The sequence below is a fragment of the Martinezella lusitana genome (genome assembly GCF_014207095.1).
GTDB lineage: Bacteria > Pseudomonadota > Alphaproteobacteria > Rhizobiales > Rhizobiaceae > Rhizobium > Rhizobium lusitanum_B.
Genome location: NZ_JACHBG010000001.1, coordinates 522,209 through 537,079, shown reverse-complemented (window position 1 = coordinate 537,079; position 14,871 = coordinate 522,209). Strand labels below are relative to the sequence as shown.

Genomic DNA, 14,871 nt, shown 5'->3' with positions numbered 1-14,871 from the left:
CCGTCTTTTTATGATGATATGCGTGTAAAAATGCTTCGTGCGGCTTCGCCGGACGAAATAGGGCGGACTCTTCAGCCCGCCCCTTCAAAAAGCGCAGAAGATTAGGCCTGAGCCTTCTCAATGAACTTTACCGCGTCGCCGACCGTCAGGATCGAGTCAGCAGCGTCGTCCGGAATTTCAACGCCGAATTCTTCCTCGAAAGCCATGACCAGTTCGACGGTGTCGAGCGAGTCCGCACCCAGATCGTCGATGAAGCTTGCGCTTTCAACAACCTTGTCGGCGTCAACGCCAAGATGATCAACAACAATTTTCTTTACGCGTTCTGCGATATCGCTCATGTCGGTTTCCTCGACCTTATATCCTGATCAGAATGCCCTGTGACATCCCTACCTATTCAAACCTGCAGCATCTGTCCTGACGCCGCTGGCAAACCCGTTCAACCCGGCATTGAGATCCGGTCCAGCGCCTTGAATGCGGCCCAGTCCGTCTGCATTTTCCGGACGACTGTTCACAGTCATGGCCCGCTTAACACGGTTTAAGTCCGTCGCAAAGCCAGAAAATAGCCGGCTCCGGGTTGCTCAACATGCTATTGGAGGGAAAGTTCCCTCCAATAGCAATTCCTTTAGATCATCGCCATGCCGCCATTGACGTGGATCGTCTGACCCGTGACGTAGCTGGCTTCCGAGGAAGCGAGATAGGCGACGGCGGAAGCAACTTCCTGGCCTGTGCCCATGCGCTTCATGGGAATGGCTCCCATGATGGCTTCCTTCTGCTTATCGTTCAGTTTGCCCGTCATCGCGCTTTCGATGAAGCCAGGCGCAACGCAGTTAACCGTGACGTTGCGCGTGGCGATTTCCTGCGCCAGCGACTTGGTGAAGCCGATCATGCCGGCCTTGGAGGCGCAGTAATTCGCCTGGCCGGGGTTGCCCGTGACGCCGACGACCGAGGTGATGTTGATGATACGGCCATAACGGCGACGCATCATCGGATGGGTAAGTTCCCGCGTCAGACGGAAGACGGCCGTCAGGTTGACTTCGAGAACCGCATCCCAGTCCTCGTCGCTCATGCGCACGAAGAGGCCGTCCTTGGTGATACCGGCGTTGTTGACCAGGATATCGACGCCGCCGAGTTCCTCTTCCGCCTTGACGCCAAGCGCCTTCACCTCGTCGCGATCCGACAGGTTGGCCGGGAAGATCTTGACGCGATCGCCCAGTTCGGACGCCAGCGTTTCCAGCTTTTCGACGCGCGTGCCGTGCAGGCCGACAATGGCACCCTGCTTGTGCAGGAGCCGGGCGATTTCTTCGCCGATGCCGCCGGATGCGCCGGTTACCAGGGCCTTGCGGCCGGTTAAATCAAGCATGTGTTTCCCTCGCTTCTAGATTTTCAGCCGAGCAGTGCTGCAAGCGCCGTGTCGATATCGGCAGCATTGTTGACGACAATGCCGTTGACCGACTTGTCGATGCGGCGGGCCAGACCCGTCAGCACCTTGCCGGCGCCGATCTCATACAATGTCGTGACATTGTTGGCAGCGAACCATTCCACCGTCTCGCGCCAACGCACCTGGCCGGTGACCTGTTCGACCAGCAGCCTGGCGATCTCGTCGGCGTCCATCACCGGAGCCGCCTTGACGTTGGCAATAACAGGCACGACCGGATTGGCCTTGGCGACGCCGGCAAGCGCTTCGCGCATGGCTTCGGCGGCCGGCGCCATCAGCGCCGAATGGAAGGGTGCGGAGACCGGCAGCAGGATGGCGCGCTTGGCGCCCTTGTCGGTCGCAAGCTCGGCAGCTTTTTCGACGGGAGCCTTCTCGCCGGAGATGACGATCTGGCCGCCACCATTGTCGTTGGCGATCTGGCAGGCGCCCAGCGCCGATGCTTCCGCACAGACGGCGATAACATCAGCATGCTCGAGGCCGATGATCGCGGCCATCGCGCCGACACCGACCGGAACAGCCGCCTGCATGGCGTTGCCGCGGATGCGCAGAAGCCGCGCCGTGTCTGCAAGCGAGAAGGTGCCGGCTGCACAGAGAGCGGAATATTCGCCAAGCGAATGACCGGCCACATAGGCGACCTTGCTCTTCAGATCGAGGCCACGTGCCTGCAGAACGCGGATGACAGCCATCGAGACGGCCATCAGCGCTGGCTGTGCATTGGCCGTCAGCGTCAGCTTGTCTTCCGGGCCATTAAAGATGACGTCGGAGAGCTTTTCACCGAGCGCTTCATCGACCTCTTCGAAGACGGCACGCGCCTCGGCGAAATTGTCGGCAAGGTCCTTGCCCATGCCGACGGCTTGGCTGCCCTGGCCGGGAAATGTGAAAGCAACAGTCATTATAAAGCGTCCTTTTGGGGGTCGTTTTGCTTCCCAATGACATTGTTTGCGGTGGAGTCAATAGCGCAAGTCCCGGAGCCACAAGCTTTTGCGCATGCGAAACAGCATGATTTTCTTCTTGCACTCGCTCAATTCGAGCCTAAATTCCCGCTATCCCCTCCCTCAGGTTTTTCTTTCGTCTTCCAAGGTTTTCTCATGAAATATAAGAATTTAGGCCGCACCGATATTTCCGTCTCGCAGATTTGTCTGGGCACAATGACCTGGGGAACGCAGAACAGCGAAGCCGAAGCGCATGAGCAGATGGATTACGCCATCAGCAAAGGCATCAATTTCTTCGATACGGCCGAAATGTACCCGACGACACCCGTGGGCCCGGAGACGCAAGGGCGCACGGAAGAGTACATCGGCACCTGGTTTGAGAAGACGGGCAAGCGGAAGGACGTGGTGCTCGCCACCAAGGTCGCCGGTCCTGGCCGCGAATATTTGCGCGGCGGACAAGGCCCCGACGCCGCCAATATCAATGCGGCTGTTGACGCCAGCCTGAAACGGTTGAAGACCGATTATATCGACCTCTATCAGGTTCACTGGCCGAACCGCGGACATTTCCATTTCCGCCAGAACTGGCGATATAATCCTTTCAATCAGGATCGCGCGAAGGCGGTCGCCGACATCACCGAGATCCTCGAAACGATGGGCGCATTGGTGAAGGCCGGCAAGATCCGCGCCATCGGCCTGTCAAACGAGACGACCTGGGGCATTCAGAAATATCTGACGATTGCCGAGCAGAAGAGCCTGCCGCGCGTGGCGACCACGCAGAACGAGTACAACCTGCTCTACCGGCATTTCGACCTCGATCTGGCCGAGCTATCGCATCACGAAGATGTCGGGCTGCTCGCTTACTCGCCGCTGGCCGGCGGTATCCTTACCGGCAAATATGTCGGCGGCGCACGGCCGGCCGGCTCGCGCGGCTCGATCAACCAGGATATCGGCGGCCGCCTGCAGCCGCTGCAGGAACCGCCGGTCAAGGCCTATCTGGAAATCGCCGCCAAGTACGGCATCGATCCTTCCAAGCAGGCGCTCGCCTACTGCCTCACCAAACCCTTCATGACCTCGGTCATCATCGGCGCGACAACGATGGCGCAGCTGGAGACCGATGTGGCCGCCGCTTATGTGACGTTGCCGACCGAAGCCCTGGCGGAGATCGAGCAGGTTCACCGGAAGTATCCGATGCCGATGTGAGGCTGGAAAGGCGCCCCCAATTTACCGCGGGGCGCCGCAGCCTATCTAAGAAGTGAGATTAGAAGGCGCTCCGCCGATGCCTTACTTTTCAATATTGGACACAACGTCGGGCTCAGAACCATAGGCCCCACGCAACTCTTCCTGCCCTTGAGCCCTGTCCACGGACTTATGAAGCAGGATCGAGCGATAGCCGTCAGAATGCCGCCCCTCGATCAAGGTGACATCGGCGTTGCCCGGATTGTCCGAGCGTTCGAACCAGTCGACCGGATGATGCAGGAAGTTCATCTCGAAGGCCCGGTTGGTCACGCCATGGCCGACGATAATGATATTGTTCTTCCCGTTTTCGGCGTCGTGCATGACGGTCTGCAGGAACAGACGAACGCGCTGGGCGACATCGGCGCGGCTCTCTCCATCCGGCGGTCGCGCATAGAATTTGCCGTTGTTGTTGCGAAGCCTCGCCCATTTCTCGAATTCGTCGGGGAATTTCCGCTTCTGTTCGGCATGATCATAGATTTCGGTGAAGAGCCCGAAATCCTGCTCGCGCAGCAGGTAGTCCTCCCTGACATCCTCGATCAGATCGGCCGGCAGAACCTCCAGCAAGGCATCCTTGCTCTGCCGCGTGCGCAGGAAAGGCGAATACCAGACGTTCAGCCTGCGCAGTTCGGCACCGGGTAGCTCTTTGAGATAGCTCGCGATCGCCTGACCCGCCCGCAGCACCTGCCGATGTCCCCACTCTGTCAGCGGAACGTTGTGATCACCGAACTGCCGGTAGGCGCTGTCGTCGATATTGCCGAGGGATTCGCCGTGCCGGACCAGAAAGATACGCATGAACAGACCGTGCTGCCGCCATTGATATCATCGCATCATGACCAAAGAGCCAGCCTCACGCAATGAGGCGACAAGATCGGCAGGCCTGCAAGTTGCCGCTTCCACAATTTCAACGTTAACGAGAGTCAAAAGTAAGCGCGGCCTTGTAGAAAATCAAAACCTATGAAAATCATAATCTGCGATGGGTGGGGGTGAGCGTGGTGAGGCCATTTCAAATAGGCTGCGCCTTAGTTTTGGGCATGATCTTTTTTGCAAGCGATGCGGTTGCCCGTCTCAGCTACAGCCACATGACGACTGACGACGGATTGCGCTATGTCATTGTGGACGGCTCGTTCGAAGCGGACGACGACCTGAACAAATTTCGCAAGGCAGTGAAATCTTATCGTGCGAACGCGGTCACCTTCGATAGCCCTGGTGGAAATATCCGGAAGGCGATCGAACTTGGAAGACTGATCCGCTCGCTTGGAATGAACACGGTCGCCGTGCGTGTACAAGAATGCGCATCCGCCTGCTCTCTGGCATTCCTTGGCGGCGTCGTTCGCATTGCGGATGCTGGATCGATCGGTGTCCACAAGGCTTCGTTCAACGACACAAAGGGTATGCGCGTTGAAGAGGCCGTCGCAGCGGTCCAGACGATAACCGCCGATGTCATATCCTACATGACGGATATGGGTGCCGATCCCGGATTGTTGAAGCTCTCCCTGCAATATGATTCCGATGACATGCGCTATCTTTCTGCAAGTGAGATGAAGCTCTATCGTGTCACGACCCCGGATGCAGATGAGCCGGCAGCGGCGGCGGAACCGCAAGCCCCCGAGAGCGCGGCTGTCGATCTTGAAATTCCTGTCGCGAAGAATGGAATTGTCCAGCATCCGAAAGGCACGGCACCCTTAATGGCGAACGCCACGGAGAATACAAAAACAATTGCCGATTTTGCGAGCGGAAGCGGGCTTGAGATCAAGGCCAGCAAGGGCGAATGGTATGAGGTCTCGATCGGTGGATATAACGGATATATGCAGCAAACCTGGGTATGGGTTCGCGAATTCGACGAGGGACCATTCGGGAAAAGCTATATTCAGATCAAGAGCGAGGATAATCTGGAGGCGGCGAAGTCGCTCGTTCTGACTTCCGCACTCCCTTTGGCGGTGCATCTCACAACAAATGGCAGGTTCGCGGTCGCGGTCAGAGCGACGGGCAACAACGACACCCAAAAATCCCTGTATCAGATGCTGCGTGCCAGCAATGCTATTCCGAAGGCCGCATTTGTCACCTATGGCAATACATATGTCCGGGAAGTCTGCTGTGGCGATTTGCTGTCGAACAAGTAGGCGACATCTACTATAAGAACTCCGTGTCGATTTCTTCGAATTTCGTCACTCCCCTTGCCTTTCTGAGAAAAATCCGTATAAGCCGCCCTGTTCGCAACCCGGTCTTCTGGCTGGTGGCTGAACGGAGGGCCGGTTTTCCGAGAGGGGAATCGTTCGGAACGGAAGCGTTCCAGCCTCCCGTGTCTCCGCTCTCGACCGTCTCGGAAACGCTTTTCTTGCTTGGGTTTACCCTCTCAGGAGCAGTCGTTGAGGCTTAGCCGCCGAATATCGGGTTCAGACCAACGCAAGAAAGGCAAAGCTATCCATGGCTCTTTACGAACATGTATTCCTTGCCCGGCAGGATATTTCCGCTCAGCAGGTCGACGCCCTCGTAGAACAGTACAAGGGTGTTATCGAAGCTAACGGCGGTAAAGTCGGGCGTATCGAGAACTGGGGCCTCAAGTCCCTCACCTACCGCATCAAGAAGAACCGCAAGGCCCACTACGCCCTGATGGACATTGATGCTCCGGCCGCTGCGATCCAGGAAATGGAACGCCAGATGCGCATCAGCGAAGACGTCCTGCGTTACATGACGATCGCTGTCGAAAAGCACGAAGAAGGCCCGTCTGCCATGATGCAGAAGCGCGACCGTGACGACCGTCCGCGTCGTGACGGCGACCGTCCGGAGCGCAGCTTCGGCGATCGTGGTCCGCGCCCGGATCGTGGTGACCGCGAAGACCGTCCGCGCCGTCCGCGCGAAGACCGCGTATAAGGAGATTTGAGAATGTCTGAAGTTTCCTCCGCACCGGTCCGCCGTCCGTTCCATCGCCGTCGCAAGACCTGCCCGTTCTCGGGTGCCAATGCGCCGCGCATCGACTACAAGGACGTTCGTCTCCTGCAGCGCTACATTTCCGAGCGCGGCAAGATCGTTCCTTCCCGCATCACGGCCGTTTCCCAGAAGAAGCAGCGCGAACTCGCCCAGGCGATCAAGCGCGCCCGTTTCCTCGGCCTGCTGCCCTACGTCGTCGCTTAATAGCGCCGGACGCAGAATGAATAAGGGGAAGGCAGCAATGCCTTCTCTTCTCCCTTTCGCGATGGGCGCGGATCGGAACCTTGAAACCCCATGTTGGGGACGGCTTTCTGGCCCGAGTGCCGAGAGCATCCTCTAACTGCTCGATACGAAGCAGGACAGCGACGTGAAGAAGTTGAACGCAAAAGAGCTTGGCATCGGCGCTCTCGCCGGTCTGACCGCCGCCTTACTCGTGTACGGCGCGACGCTTCAGCCATTGCTGTTCATTCTCTTCGGTGCGCTTTCAGCTCTTCCCATCCTGATCGTCGGCCTCGGCTGGGGCAATGTGGCCGTCATCACCGCCGTCGTGGCAGCCGGTATTGTCGGCACATTCGTGCAGTCGATGTATTTCGGGGTATTTGCCGTCGTACTGGCGCTGATTCCGGCATGGCTGAGCCATCTTGCCAATCTGGCACGGCCTGCATCCGAGCTTGGCGGCCCGGATCACCTGATGGCCTGGTATCCGCTCTCCGACATTATGCTCCACCTCTGCGGCCTCGCCGCCGTCGTCATCATCATCGCCGGCGCGGTCATGGGCTATAATGCCGATCTCGTCAGCCAGGTGGTGGACGTCTACGTCAAGGTCATGAGCCAGCAGCAGCCGACGCTGGACGTCGATCCGATGGCGATCGCAAAGACCAAGCTCCTCATGCTCTACGCCATCCCCATCGCCTGGGGCATGATCTGGGTTATGATGATGCTGGCAGCCTATTATGTGGCCACACGTATCGTTGCCGCCTCGAAACACAATCTTCGTCCGCGCGAGGACATCCCCTCGTCGCTGCGCATGAACCGCAACGCCATCTTCGTTTTCCTGGCGGCGATCGTGGTCATCTTCTTCGGTGGCGTGCTGGCGCTCATCGCAGCCGCCGTGCTCGGTGCCTTCGGCGCGGGCTTCATCGTTTCCGGCTTCGCGTCGTTGCATTACCGCACGCGTGGCAAGGACTGGCGCATTCCGGTGCTGGTGCTTTGCTACCTCGCGTCTTTCCTGCTGACGCTACCGCTCCTCATCATCCTTGTTCTCGGCCTCTATGATATCCGCAAGGCGATATCACTGACCCCGCACAAGAATGCCGATACATCCAAACCAACCGACACGAAAATCTGACATCGAAAGGAACAAGAAAATGGAAGTCATTCTTCTCGAACGCATCTCCAAGCTCGGCCAGATGGGCGAAACCGTAAAGGTTCGCGACGGCTTTGCCCGTAACTACCTGCTGCCGCTCGGCAAGGCGCTGCGCGCCAACGCCGCCAACAAGGCCCGTTTCGAAGCTGAGCGCTCGACGCTCGAAGCCCGTAACCTCGAGCGCAAGAGCGAAGCCCAGAAGGTTGCCGACGTTCTCGCCGGCAAGTCCTTCATCGTCGTTCGCTCGGCTGGCGAAACCGGCCAGCTCTACGGTTCGGTCGCTGCTCGTGACGTCGTCGAAATCCTCGCTGCAGAAGGCTTCAACATCGGCCGCAGCCAGGTTCACCTGAACACGCCGATCAAGGCTATCGGCCTACACGACGTTGCCATCGCTCTTCACGCCGAAGTCGAAATCAAGGTCGAGCTGAACGTTGCCCGTTCCGCCGAAGAAGCCGAGCGTCAGTCCAAGGGCGAAACCCTCACCTCCGCCGACGCCATCTACGGCATCGACGAAGACGCCCTGCGTCCGGAAGACTTCTTCGATCCGGAAGCTGACCGCGACAACGAAGACGAAGCTTGATCTTCACGTCTTCGCAGCATTGCCTATGAAGAAGCCTGGGTCTCGCGACCCAGGCTTTTTGTTTGCCGGCCGAAAGCAATTCCTTCTGTCAATCGCCGGCCTTGGCCTCCGGCAGCGGCGCCGAATCCTTGTCGATCGAGACGATAACCGACATGCCGGGCGCCAGTTCGCTCGCCAAAGGCTGACCATCCTCGATCTTCACCCGGACGCCGATGCGCTGAGCAACCTTGGTGAAATTACCTGTCGCATTGTCGGGCTTGATGACGGCGAATTCGGAACCGGCGGCCGGCGAGAAGCGCTGGATGCGGCCCTTGATTTCGCGATGGCCGAGTGCATCCACCGCAATCGTGGCCGGCTGATCGAGCTTCATGCCATTAAGCTGTGTTTCCTTGAAATTGGCGATGACCCAGACATCCTTCGGCACCAGCCCCATGAGCTGCGTGCCTGAAGTCACATACTGGCCAAGGCGAACACCGACTTCGCCGACGCGGCCGTCCTGGGGCGCCCTGATCGTCGTGTTGTCCAGATCGATATCGGCGAGCTGCACTGCCGCCTCCGCGCCGCTGACACCGGCCTCCAGCGAAGCTCGGTTAACGATGATGGTCGTCAGATTCTGCTGCGAGACGTCGAGGGCCGCCTTAGCCTGATTGACCGAGGCTTGGGCCTGCCGCAGCGTTGCCTGCGCCTGCTCGGCATCGCTTGTCGTCGACACGCCTCTGGCGACCAGCGTCGTCACGCGATCGGCGGCAAGCTGGGCACGTTTCAGCGCCGCATCGGCGCTGTCGATCTGCGCCTGACTGGAGACGATGCCGGCCTTGGCCGCCTGTTCCTGCTGCTGTGAATTGGCGAGTGCCGCCTTTTGCCCGGCAAGTGTCGCGCGCGCCTGCGCCACCTTCTGCTTGTAGATGCGGTCGTCGATCTGGGCGAGCACATCGCCTTCCTTGACGAGCTTGTAGTCCTTGATCGGCACGTCGGTAATGTAGCCGCTCACCTGAGGACTGATGGTCGTGACATAGCCTTTGACATAGGCGTCGTCGGTGGTCTCCACCGAGGTTTTGAACGGCGGCAGGTGCCAGGCATAAAGCACGAGCATGACACCGCCGATACCGGCGAGAACCGCAATGACTTCGATGGGGGAGCGAACGAGCCTCGGCATGGAGCTACTTCATTTCCTCATGGGTTGGATGTCACGACCCGCGACTGATCGTCCGCGAGCCGCGTCCGAACGAAGCGATAGAAAACATGGATTGTAAGGCCCGCCAGCGACAGCAGGGCAATCACGGCGGCAACGAGGAATGCATCGCCATAGGCGAGCATGTTGGCTTCGCGGCTCACCTGCGCGCCGAGCAGCGCCATCCCTTCCCCTTTCAGAAGGGCACTGTCGCCGATCACCTTGCCATAAGAGGCCGAAAGCCGGCTGACGCGATCGGCCACATGCGGATCGGTCAGCAATACGCGCTCGGTCAGGATCGCCGAATGGAACTTCTCGCGAATAATAATCAGCGTGCCGTAAAAGGCAGAGCCGATGAGGCCGCCGATACTCTGCGTGAAGGTGAAAACGACAAAGAAGGTCACCAGATAGGGCGGCCCCTTGGATATGGCCGCCCTGAAGCCTTCCGACATGGACGGCGGCAGGAACAATGCCGCTCCCGCAGCGACAAGCGCCTGGCTGAGATACATCTGCTCCGGCCGCGTCAGGTTCGTGACCTGCGAGTCCATCAAGCAACCCGCCGCCATCAGGATGAGCGCGACGAACTGTATCTGCCAGGTGAAGCCATAGTTCATGAACACGGTGCAGATGAGACCGCCAATGATCGAGAACGCGAGGATGATCCAGTACAGCATGGAGAGCTGGTCGTAGAGCAGCCCGATTCCGTTTTGGTAGAAGGTCATGACGACATAGGTCTGCTCGGCAGCAATCAGGCGAAAGATCAGCAGGATCGCCGTCAGATGCAGGATTTCCGGCCGCAAAAGCCAGCGCACGTCGATAAGCGGTGTCGACCGTCGGAGATCGACGACGATAGCGGCGGTGATCGACGCGATGCCGAGCGCCAGCACGACGCCGAGCCAGGGCACTTCCAGCCACCAGTAAAGACGGCCGACCGAAAGCGCCACCGCAAGACAGCCGAAGCCGATCGCCACCAGCAGATAGCTGAAGATATCGCCGAGGACGATGACCTTGACGCGCGGAGGCGGCGTCAACGGCAGGAGATAGATGATTGGCATGACCAGCAATGCCAGCGCCATCTCGAGCGTGTAAAGCCCGCGCCACTCGCCGTAATCGAGAAGCGAGGGCGATACGAGGCGGGTGACGGGAGCGGCAAGCAGTGTGTTCATCATCGCCAGGCTGACGCCGACGGTCATCTTCTTGGCCGGCTCGAAGGCTTCCAGCATGTAGAGAAAGCCGAGCGTCGAGAGCGGCGCACCGGCAATGCCACTCAGAAAGCGGACGACGATTGCCGAGTGCAGATCGGAGACGAAGAGATTGAGCAGCGAGGCGAGCACGAAGCCGAGAATGCTGACCTCGGCAAAATTACGCACTCCATATTGCAGGCGGATTTTCACCAACGCAATGGCGAGACTGACATTGGGCGCCATATATGCGGCCGAGAGCCATGCGGATTCGGTGGTCGTTGCCGCGATCGTTCCCTGAATCTGGGTGAGATTGGCAAAAGCGAGATTGAGACCCAAGCCCTGGGTCAAAAAGAACATGACGGATGCCGCAATATAGAGCGGCACTTTCCAGCCCGGCATAGGCGGCGAAGCGGGGGGAACGGCGTTGGCTTCCGTGTTGGCGACCGAACCCGGATCACCGCTCATACGCTACCTCATGATTTACCCACGTTCTGGACGTTGGCCGTCATCGCGCGGATAACCTTGAGCGCCACGCCGACGTCCTCGTCCGAAATTCCCTCCAAGATATCCGCACGCACACCGGTGGCAAGGGCTTCCACCTCGGCGGCGACGACTTTTCCGGATTCCGTCATGAAGATCTGCTTGGCGCGGCGGTCGGACTGGGCCGGGCGGCGCTCAATGAAATTCTGCGCCTCCATCGCATCGAGGATACGCACGAGCGTCGGCGTCTCGAGCTCCAGCTCGTCGGCGAGCTCCCTTTGGTTGATCCCATCCCTGCGGGAGAGTTTGCGAAAAACCCTGGCGCGGGAAAGCGTCATGCCATGTTCGCGAACAAGCGCATCAAACGCAGCGCGAAGCTTGCGGTTGAAAGCAAAAAGGTCGTCGAAAAGTTCTTGTCTCGATGGAGTTCCGGACATCATTACAACTTTATACTATTAGCACCCTACCCTAACTCATAGGAAATAAACAGATTTTCGCAATTTTTCAAGCGTGATGGCAGCAACAGCTAATGCACACCTTGAAAGACCCCGCTAAAATGTTCCCCACGATTAATTCGCCTACGTGATTCGTGTGTCGATCCTTGCGTTGCAAAGTGGTCACAAGAGATTTTTTACGTGGCGGAGATCTGTCCCTGTGGACGAGTGGAACAACGTTGATAGACCCGACCGATTTGTGACGCTTGACATGCTCATGCGTTTGCGCTGTTGACCGTGACGGCGGAACGTCGCAAACCAGTCGACACCCTAAAGCACGAAGAGATGGAAAATGAACGAAGCTGCGCGCAAGCTTGCCGCTATTGCTCCCGCCGAGCAGCATTATCGCGAAGCGCCCAACAATATCGAGGCGGAGCAGGCTCTGCTCGGCGCCATCCTCGTCAATAATGATGCCTATTATCGCGTCTCCGACTTCCTGAAGCCGGTCCATCTCTATGAGCCGCTGCACCGGAAGATCTTCGAAGTCGCCGGCGACATCATCCGCATGGGCAAGACGGCCAATCCGGTCACGATCAAGAGCTTCGTGCCGGCGGACGAGAAGGTCGGCGACATGACGGTCGCGCAATATCTCGCGCGCCTTGCCGTCGAAGCCGTGTCGATCATCAATGCCGAGGACTATGGACGCGCCATTTACGACCTGGCGCTGCGCCGGGCGCTGATCACCATCGGCGAAGACATGGTCAACATCGCCTATGACGCGCCGCTCGACATGCCGCCGCAGACGCAGATCGAAGACACCGAGCGCCGGCTGTTCGAGCTTGCCGAAAACGGCCGCTACGACGGCGGCTTCCAGGCCTTCAACGATGCCGTGGCGCTGGCGATCGACATGGCGGCAGTCGCCAAGGAGCGCGATGGTGGCCTTTCGGGCATTTCCACCGGCATCCACTCGCTGGACAGCAAAATGGGTGGCCTGCAGCGCTCCGACTTGATCGTCCTTGCAGGCCGTCCCGGCATGGGCAAGACCTCGCTCGCCACCAACATCGCCTATAATATCGCCGCCTCCTTTGAAGGCGAAGTACAGGCTGATGGTTCCACCAAGGCTAAGAACGGCGGTGTCGTCGGCTTCTACTCGCTCGAAATGTCGTCGGAACAGCTCGCCACCCGTATCATCTCCGAGCAGACGGAAGTCTCCTCGTCAAAGATTCGTCGCGGTGATATCAACGATGCGGACTTTGAGAAGCTGGTTGCCTGTTCGATGATGATGCAGAAGGTGCCGCTTTATATCGACCAGACCGGCGGTATCTCGATCGCACAATTGTCGGCGCGCGCACGCCGCCTCAAGCGACAACGCGGCCTCGACGTTCTGGTGGTCGACTACGTCCAGCTGATGACCGGCTCGGGAAAATCGAACGAGAACCGCGTCCAGGAAATCACGCAGATCACCACCGGCCTGAAGGCGCTCGGCAAGGAACTGAACGTTCCGATCATCGCTCTCTCCCAGCTCTCGCGCGCCGTCGAAAGCCGTGAAGACAAGCGGCCGCAGCTTTCCGACCTTCGTGAATCCGGCTCCATCGAGCAGGACGCCGACGTCGTGCTTTTCGTGTTCCGCGAGGAATATTACGTTAAAAATTCCGAGCCGCGCGATATCAACGACCCCAAATATGCCGAATGGGAAGCCCAGTTCGAGCGCGTGAAGGGTACGGCCGACGTGATCATCGCCAAGCAGCGTCACGGACCGACTGGCACTGTGCGGCTCGCCTTCCAGTCGGAATTCACCCGCTTTGCGGATCTCGCCGACTCCTCGTTCATTCAATACGAAGAGCACTGACAAGAGGGCTTTGCGGGGCATAATGCGCCGCAGCACTTTTTCTTTTCATCGATGATCATTATCCTGGCCGGAGCGACATCACCTCCGGCCATTTCTTCGTTAAGGCGGCTCCATGACAGACAATTTCGATGACTACGACGCTTTCGCTTCCGCCGGCCTGCGGTTGACGGTCGATCTCGGCGCTCTCGTCGAAAACTGGCGCGAGATGGCCCGCCGTTCCGGCAAGGCCCGGACATCGGCCGTGGTCAAGGCCGACGCCTACGGACTCGGGATCGAGGATGTCGGTGAGACGCTCTACGCGGCCGGCGCGCGCGACTTCTTCGTTGCCACCGCCGACGAAGGCGCGACTTTGCGACTCTATGCGCCGGAGGCACGCATCTTCGTGCTCTGCGGCATCTGGCCGGGCATGGAGCGGACATTCTTCGAAAACGATCTCGTTCCGGTTATCGCCTCGGAAGAACAGCTGACCTTCTGGATGTCGGTCCTGTCGGAATACGGCGACTATCCTTGCGCATTGCAGGTCGATACCGGCTTCAATAGGCTGGGCCTGCCCATGGAGGATGCGATCGCACTTGCCGACGACGTCTCCCGCCCGGCAAGCTTTGCACCGGTGCTTGTCATGAGCCACCTTGCCTGCGGCGACGATCCCTCCAATGCAATGAACCGCCAGCAACTCGAGGCCTTCCGCAAAGTCAGCGCCGCCTTCGAAGGCATCGAGGCGAGCCTTGCCAACTCCGCCGGCATTTTTCTCGGGCCGGACTATCATTTCGACCTCACCCGCCCCGGTATCGCCACTTACGGCGGCGAGGCCATACCCGGCATTGCCAATCCAATGCGCCAGGTGGCAACCGCGGAGGCTCGGATCATCCAGACCCGCTCCGTCAAGGCCGGGGAAACGGTCGGCTACGGCCGCGCGCTTCGGTTGACGCGCGACAGCCGGTTGGCGATCGTCTCTGCCGGTTATGCTGATGGTTACATGCGCAGCCTGTCGAGCGCCGGCGTGCCGCTGCGCCAGACAGACGTGGTTGCCGGCCATGGCTTCATTGCCGGACACAAGGTCCCGGTTGCCGGTCGCATCACCATGGACCTCACGATCTTCGATGTGACCGATCTGCCGGAAAATCTGGTCCGTGCCGGCGACTATGTCGAACTCTTCGGCAACAATATCCTGGTCGATGACGCAGCCCGAGCCGCCGGCACGATCGGCTACGAGATGCTGACAAGCATGGGGCTCAGACATGAGCGCCGGTATATCTCGGAAGAGATCGAGGAATAG

15 protein-coding genes are annotated in these 14,871 nt (G+C 59.1%); 8 read left to right on the top strand and 7 right to left on the bottom strand.

What is annotated here, in order from left to right:
- Positions 1–101: 101 nt before the first annotated feature.
- The 3 genes from GGD46_RS02625 to fabD all read right to left on the bottom strand — a co-directional run bounded on the left by GGD46_RS02625 (position 102) and on the right by fabD (position 2,328).
- On the bottom strand, positions 102–338 hold the full coding sequence (locus GGD46_RS02625; RefSeq protein WP_004122114.1) for an acyl carrier protein: 237 nt from the start codon (positions 336–338) through the stop codon (positions 102–104).
- A gap of 284 nt (positions 339–622) precedes the next feature.
- Entirely contained in the window at positions 623–1,360 is a 738-nt protein-coding gene (gene fabG, locus GGD46_RS02620) for a 3-oxoacyl-[acyl-carrier-protein] reductase (RefSeq protein ID WP_184701529.1), read from the bottom strand.
- Positions 1,361–1,383: 23 nt separating this feature from the next.
- Positions 1,384–2,328 (bottom strand): ACP S-malonyltransferase, encoded by a 945-nt coding sequence (fabD, locus tag GGD46_RS02615; RefSeq protein WP_184701527.1) that lies wholly within the window; start codon positions 2,326–2,328, stop codon positions 1,384–1,386.
- A 195-nt stretch (positions 2,329–2,523) separates the two neighbouring features.
- Between fabD and GGD46_RS02610 the strand changes: the two genes are divergently transcribed.
- On the top strand, positions 2,524–3,567 hold the full coding sequence (locus tag GGD46_RS02610) for an aldo/keto reductase (protein WP_184701525.1): 1,044 nt from the start codon (positions 2,524–2,526) through the stop codon (positions 3,565–3,567).
- An 81-nt stretch (positions 3,568–3,648) separates the two neighbouring features.
- Here the strand turns inward: GGD46_RS02610 and GGD46_RS02605 are convergent, their stop codons facing one another.
- Positions 3,649–4,395, bottom strand: a complete 747-nt coding sequence (locus GGD46_RS02605) for a histidine phosphatase family protein (protein ID WP_184701523.1) — start codon at positions 4,393–4,395, stop codon at positions 3,649–3,651.
- 239 nt (positions 4,396–4,634) lie between these two features.
- Here GGD46_RS02605 and GGD46_RS02600 point away from each other — a divergent pair, with 239 nt between their 5' ends.
- From GGD46_RS02600 to rplI, 5 genes are all read left to right on the top strand, one after another.
- Positions 4,635–5,723, top strand: coding sequence for a hypothetical protein (locus tag GGD46_RS02600; RefSeq protein ID WP_184701521.1), 1,089 nt, complete (start codon positions 4,635–4,637; stop codon positions 5,721–5,723).
- A gap of 304 nt (positions 5,724–6,027) precedes the next feature.
- Positions 6,028–6,474 (top strand): 30S ribosomal protein S6, encoded by a 447-nt coding sequence (gene rpsF / locus GGD46_RS02595; protein ID WP_028753379.1) that lies wholly within the window; start codon positions 6,028–6,030, stop codon positions 6,472–6,474.
- Between the two features lie 12 nt (positions 6,475–6,486).
- Complete coding sequence (gene rpsR / locus GGD46_RS02590) at positions 6,487–6,735, top strand: 30S ribosomal protein S18 (RefSeq protein ID WP_004122103.1); 249 nt, start codon at positions 6,487–6,489, stop codon at positions 6,733–6,735.
- Between the two features lie 163 nt (positions 6,736–6,898).
- Entirely contained in the window at positions 6,899–7,879 is a 981-nt protein-coding gene (locus tag GGD46_RS02585) for a DUF2232 domain-containing protein (RefSeq protein ID WP_184701519.1), read from the top strand.
- 19 nt (positions 7,880–7,898) lie between these two features.
- Positions 7,899–8,477 (top strand): 50S ribosomal protein L9, encoded by a 579-nt coding sequence (gene rplI, locus GGD46_RS02580; RefSeq protein WP_184701516.1) that lies wholly within the window; start codon positions 7,899–7,901, stop codon positions 8,475–8,477.
- A gap of 88 nt (positions 8,478–8,565) precedes the next feature.
- On the opposite strand, the gene GGD46_RS02575 is transcribed toward rplI, so the two are convergent.
- Genes GGD46_RS02575 through GGD46_RS02565 form a run of 3 tightly spaced genes read right to left on the bottom strand, consistent with a single transcriptional unit; the run spans position 8,566 to position 11,749 of the window.
- Positions 8,566–9,633, bottom strand: a complete 1,068-nt coding sequence (locus GGD46_RS02575; protein ID WP_184701514.1) for an HlyD family secretion protein — start codon at positions 9,631–9,633, stop codon at positions 8,566–8,568.
- 17 nt (positions 9,634–9,650) lie between these two features.
- The gene (locus GGD46_RS02570; RefSeq protein ID WP_184701512.1) at positions 9,651–11,297 is read right to left on the bottom strand and encodes an MFS transporter; all 1,647 of its coding nucleotides are present in this window, start codon (positions 11,295–11,297) and stop codon (positions 9,651–9,653) included.
- Positions 11,298–11,305: 8 nt separating this feature from the next.
- Positions 11,306–11,749 carry a MarR family winged helix-turn-helix transcriptional regulator gene (locus GGD46_RS02565; protein ID WP_184702229.1) on the bottom strand — a complete coding sequence of 148 codons (444 nt, stop codon included), beginning with the start codon at positions 11,747–11,749 and terminating at the stop codon, positions 11,306–11,308.
- 349 nt (positions 11,750–12,098) lie between these two features.
- Here GGD46_RS02565 and GGD46_RS02560 point away from each other — a divergent pair, with 349 nt between their 5' ends.
- Together GGD46_RS02560 and alr are read left to right on the top strand one after the other, a co-directional pair.
- On the top strand, positions 12,099–13,595 hold the full coding sequence (locus GGD46_RS02560; RefSeq protein ID WP_184701510.1) for a replicative DNA helicase: 1,497 nt from the start codon (positions 12,099–12,101) through the stop codon (positions 13,593–13,595).
- 112 nt (positions 13,596–13,707) lie between these two features.
- Positions 13,708–14,871, top strand: a complete 1,164-nt coding sequence (gene alr / locus GGD46_RS02555; RefSeq protein ID WP_184701508.1) for an alanine racemase — start codon at positions 13,708–13,710, stop codon at positions 14,869–14,871.

Bases quoted from the DNA above. Each gene is read 5' to 3' on its own strand.
- GGD46_RS02625 (WP_004122114.1), bottom strand. From the start codon at position 338: ATGAGCGATATCGCAGAACGCGTAAAGAAAATTGTTGTTGATCATCTT.
- fabG (WP_184701529.1), bottom strand. From the start codon at position 1,360: ATGCTTGATTTAACCGGCCGCAAGGCCCTGGTAACCGGCGCATCCGGC.
- fabD (WP_184701527.1), bottom strand. From the start codon at position 2,328: ATGACTGTTGCTTTCACATTTCCCGGCCAGGGCAGCCAAGCCGTCGGC.
- GGD46_RS02610 (WP_184701525.1), top strand. From the start codon at position 2,524: ATGAAATATAAGAATTTAGGCCGCACCGATATTTCCGTCTCGCAGATT.
- GGD46_RS02605 (WP_184701523.1), bottom strand. From the start codon at position 4,395: ATGCGTATCTTTCTGGTCCGGCACGGCGAATCCCTCGGCAATATCGAC.
- GGD46_RS02600 (WP_184701521.1), top strand. From the start codon at position 4,635: ATGATCTTTTTTGCAAGCGATGCGGTTGCCCGTCTCAGCTACAGCCAC.
- rpsF (WP_028753379.1), top strand. From the start codon at position 6,028: ATGGCTCTTTACGAACATGTATTCCTTGCCCGGCAGGATATTTCCGCT.
- rpsR (WP_004122103.1), top strand. From the start codon at position 6,487: ATGTCTGAAGTTTCCTCCGCACCGGTCCGCCGTCCGTTCCATCGCCGT.
- rplI (WP_184701516.1), top strand. From the start codon at position 7,899: ATGGAAGTCATTCTTCTCGAACGCATCTCCAAGCTCGGCCAGATGGGC.
- GGD46_RS02575 (WP_184701514.1), bottom strand. From the start codon at position 9,633: ATGCCGAGGCTCGTTCGCTCCCCCATCGAAGTCATTGCGGTTCTCGCC.
- GGD46_RS02570 (WP_184701512.1), bottom strand. From the start codon at position 11,297: ATGAGCGGTGATCCGGGTTCGGTCGCCAACACGGAAGCCAACGCCGTT.
- GGD46_RS02565 (WP_184702229.1), bottom strand. From the start codon at position 11,749: ATGTCCGGAACTCCATCGAGACAAGAACTTTTCGACGACCTTTTTGCT.
- GGD46_RS02560 (WP_184701510.1), top strand. From the start codon at position 12,099: ATGAACGAAGCTGCGCGCAAGCTTGCCGCTATTGCTCCCGCCGAGCAG.
- alr (WP_184701508.1), top strand. From the start codon at position 13,708: ATGACAGACAATTTCGATGACTACGACGCTTTCGCTTCCGCCGGCCTG.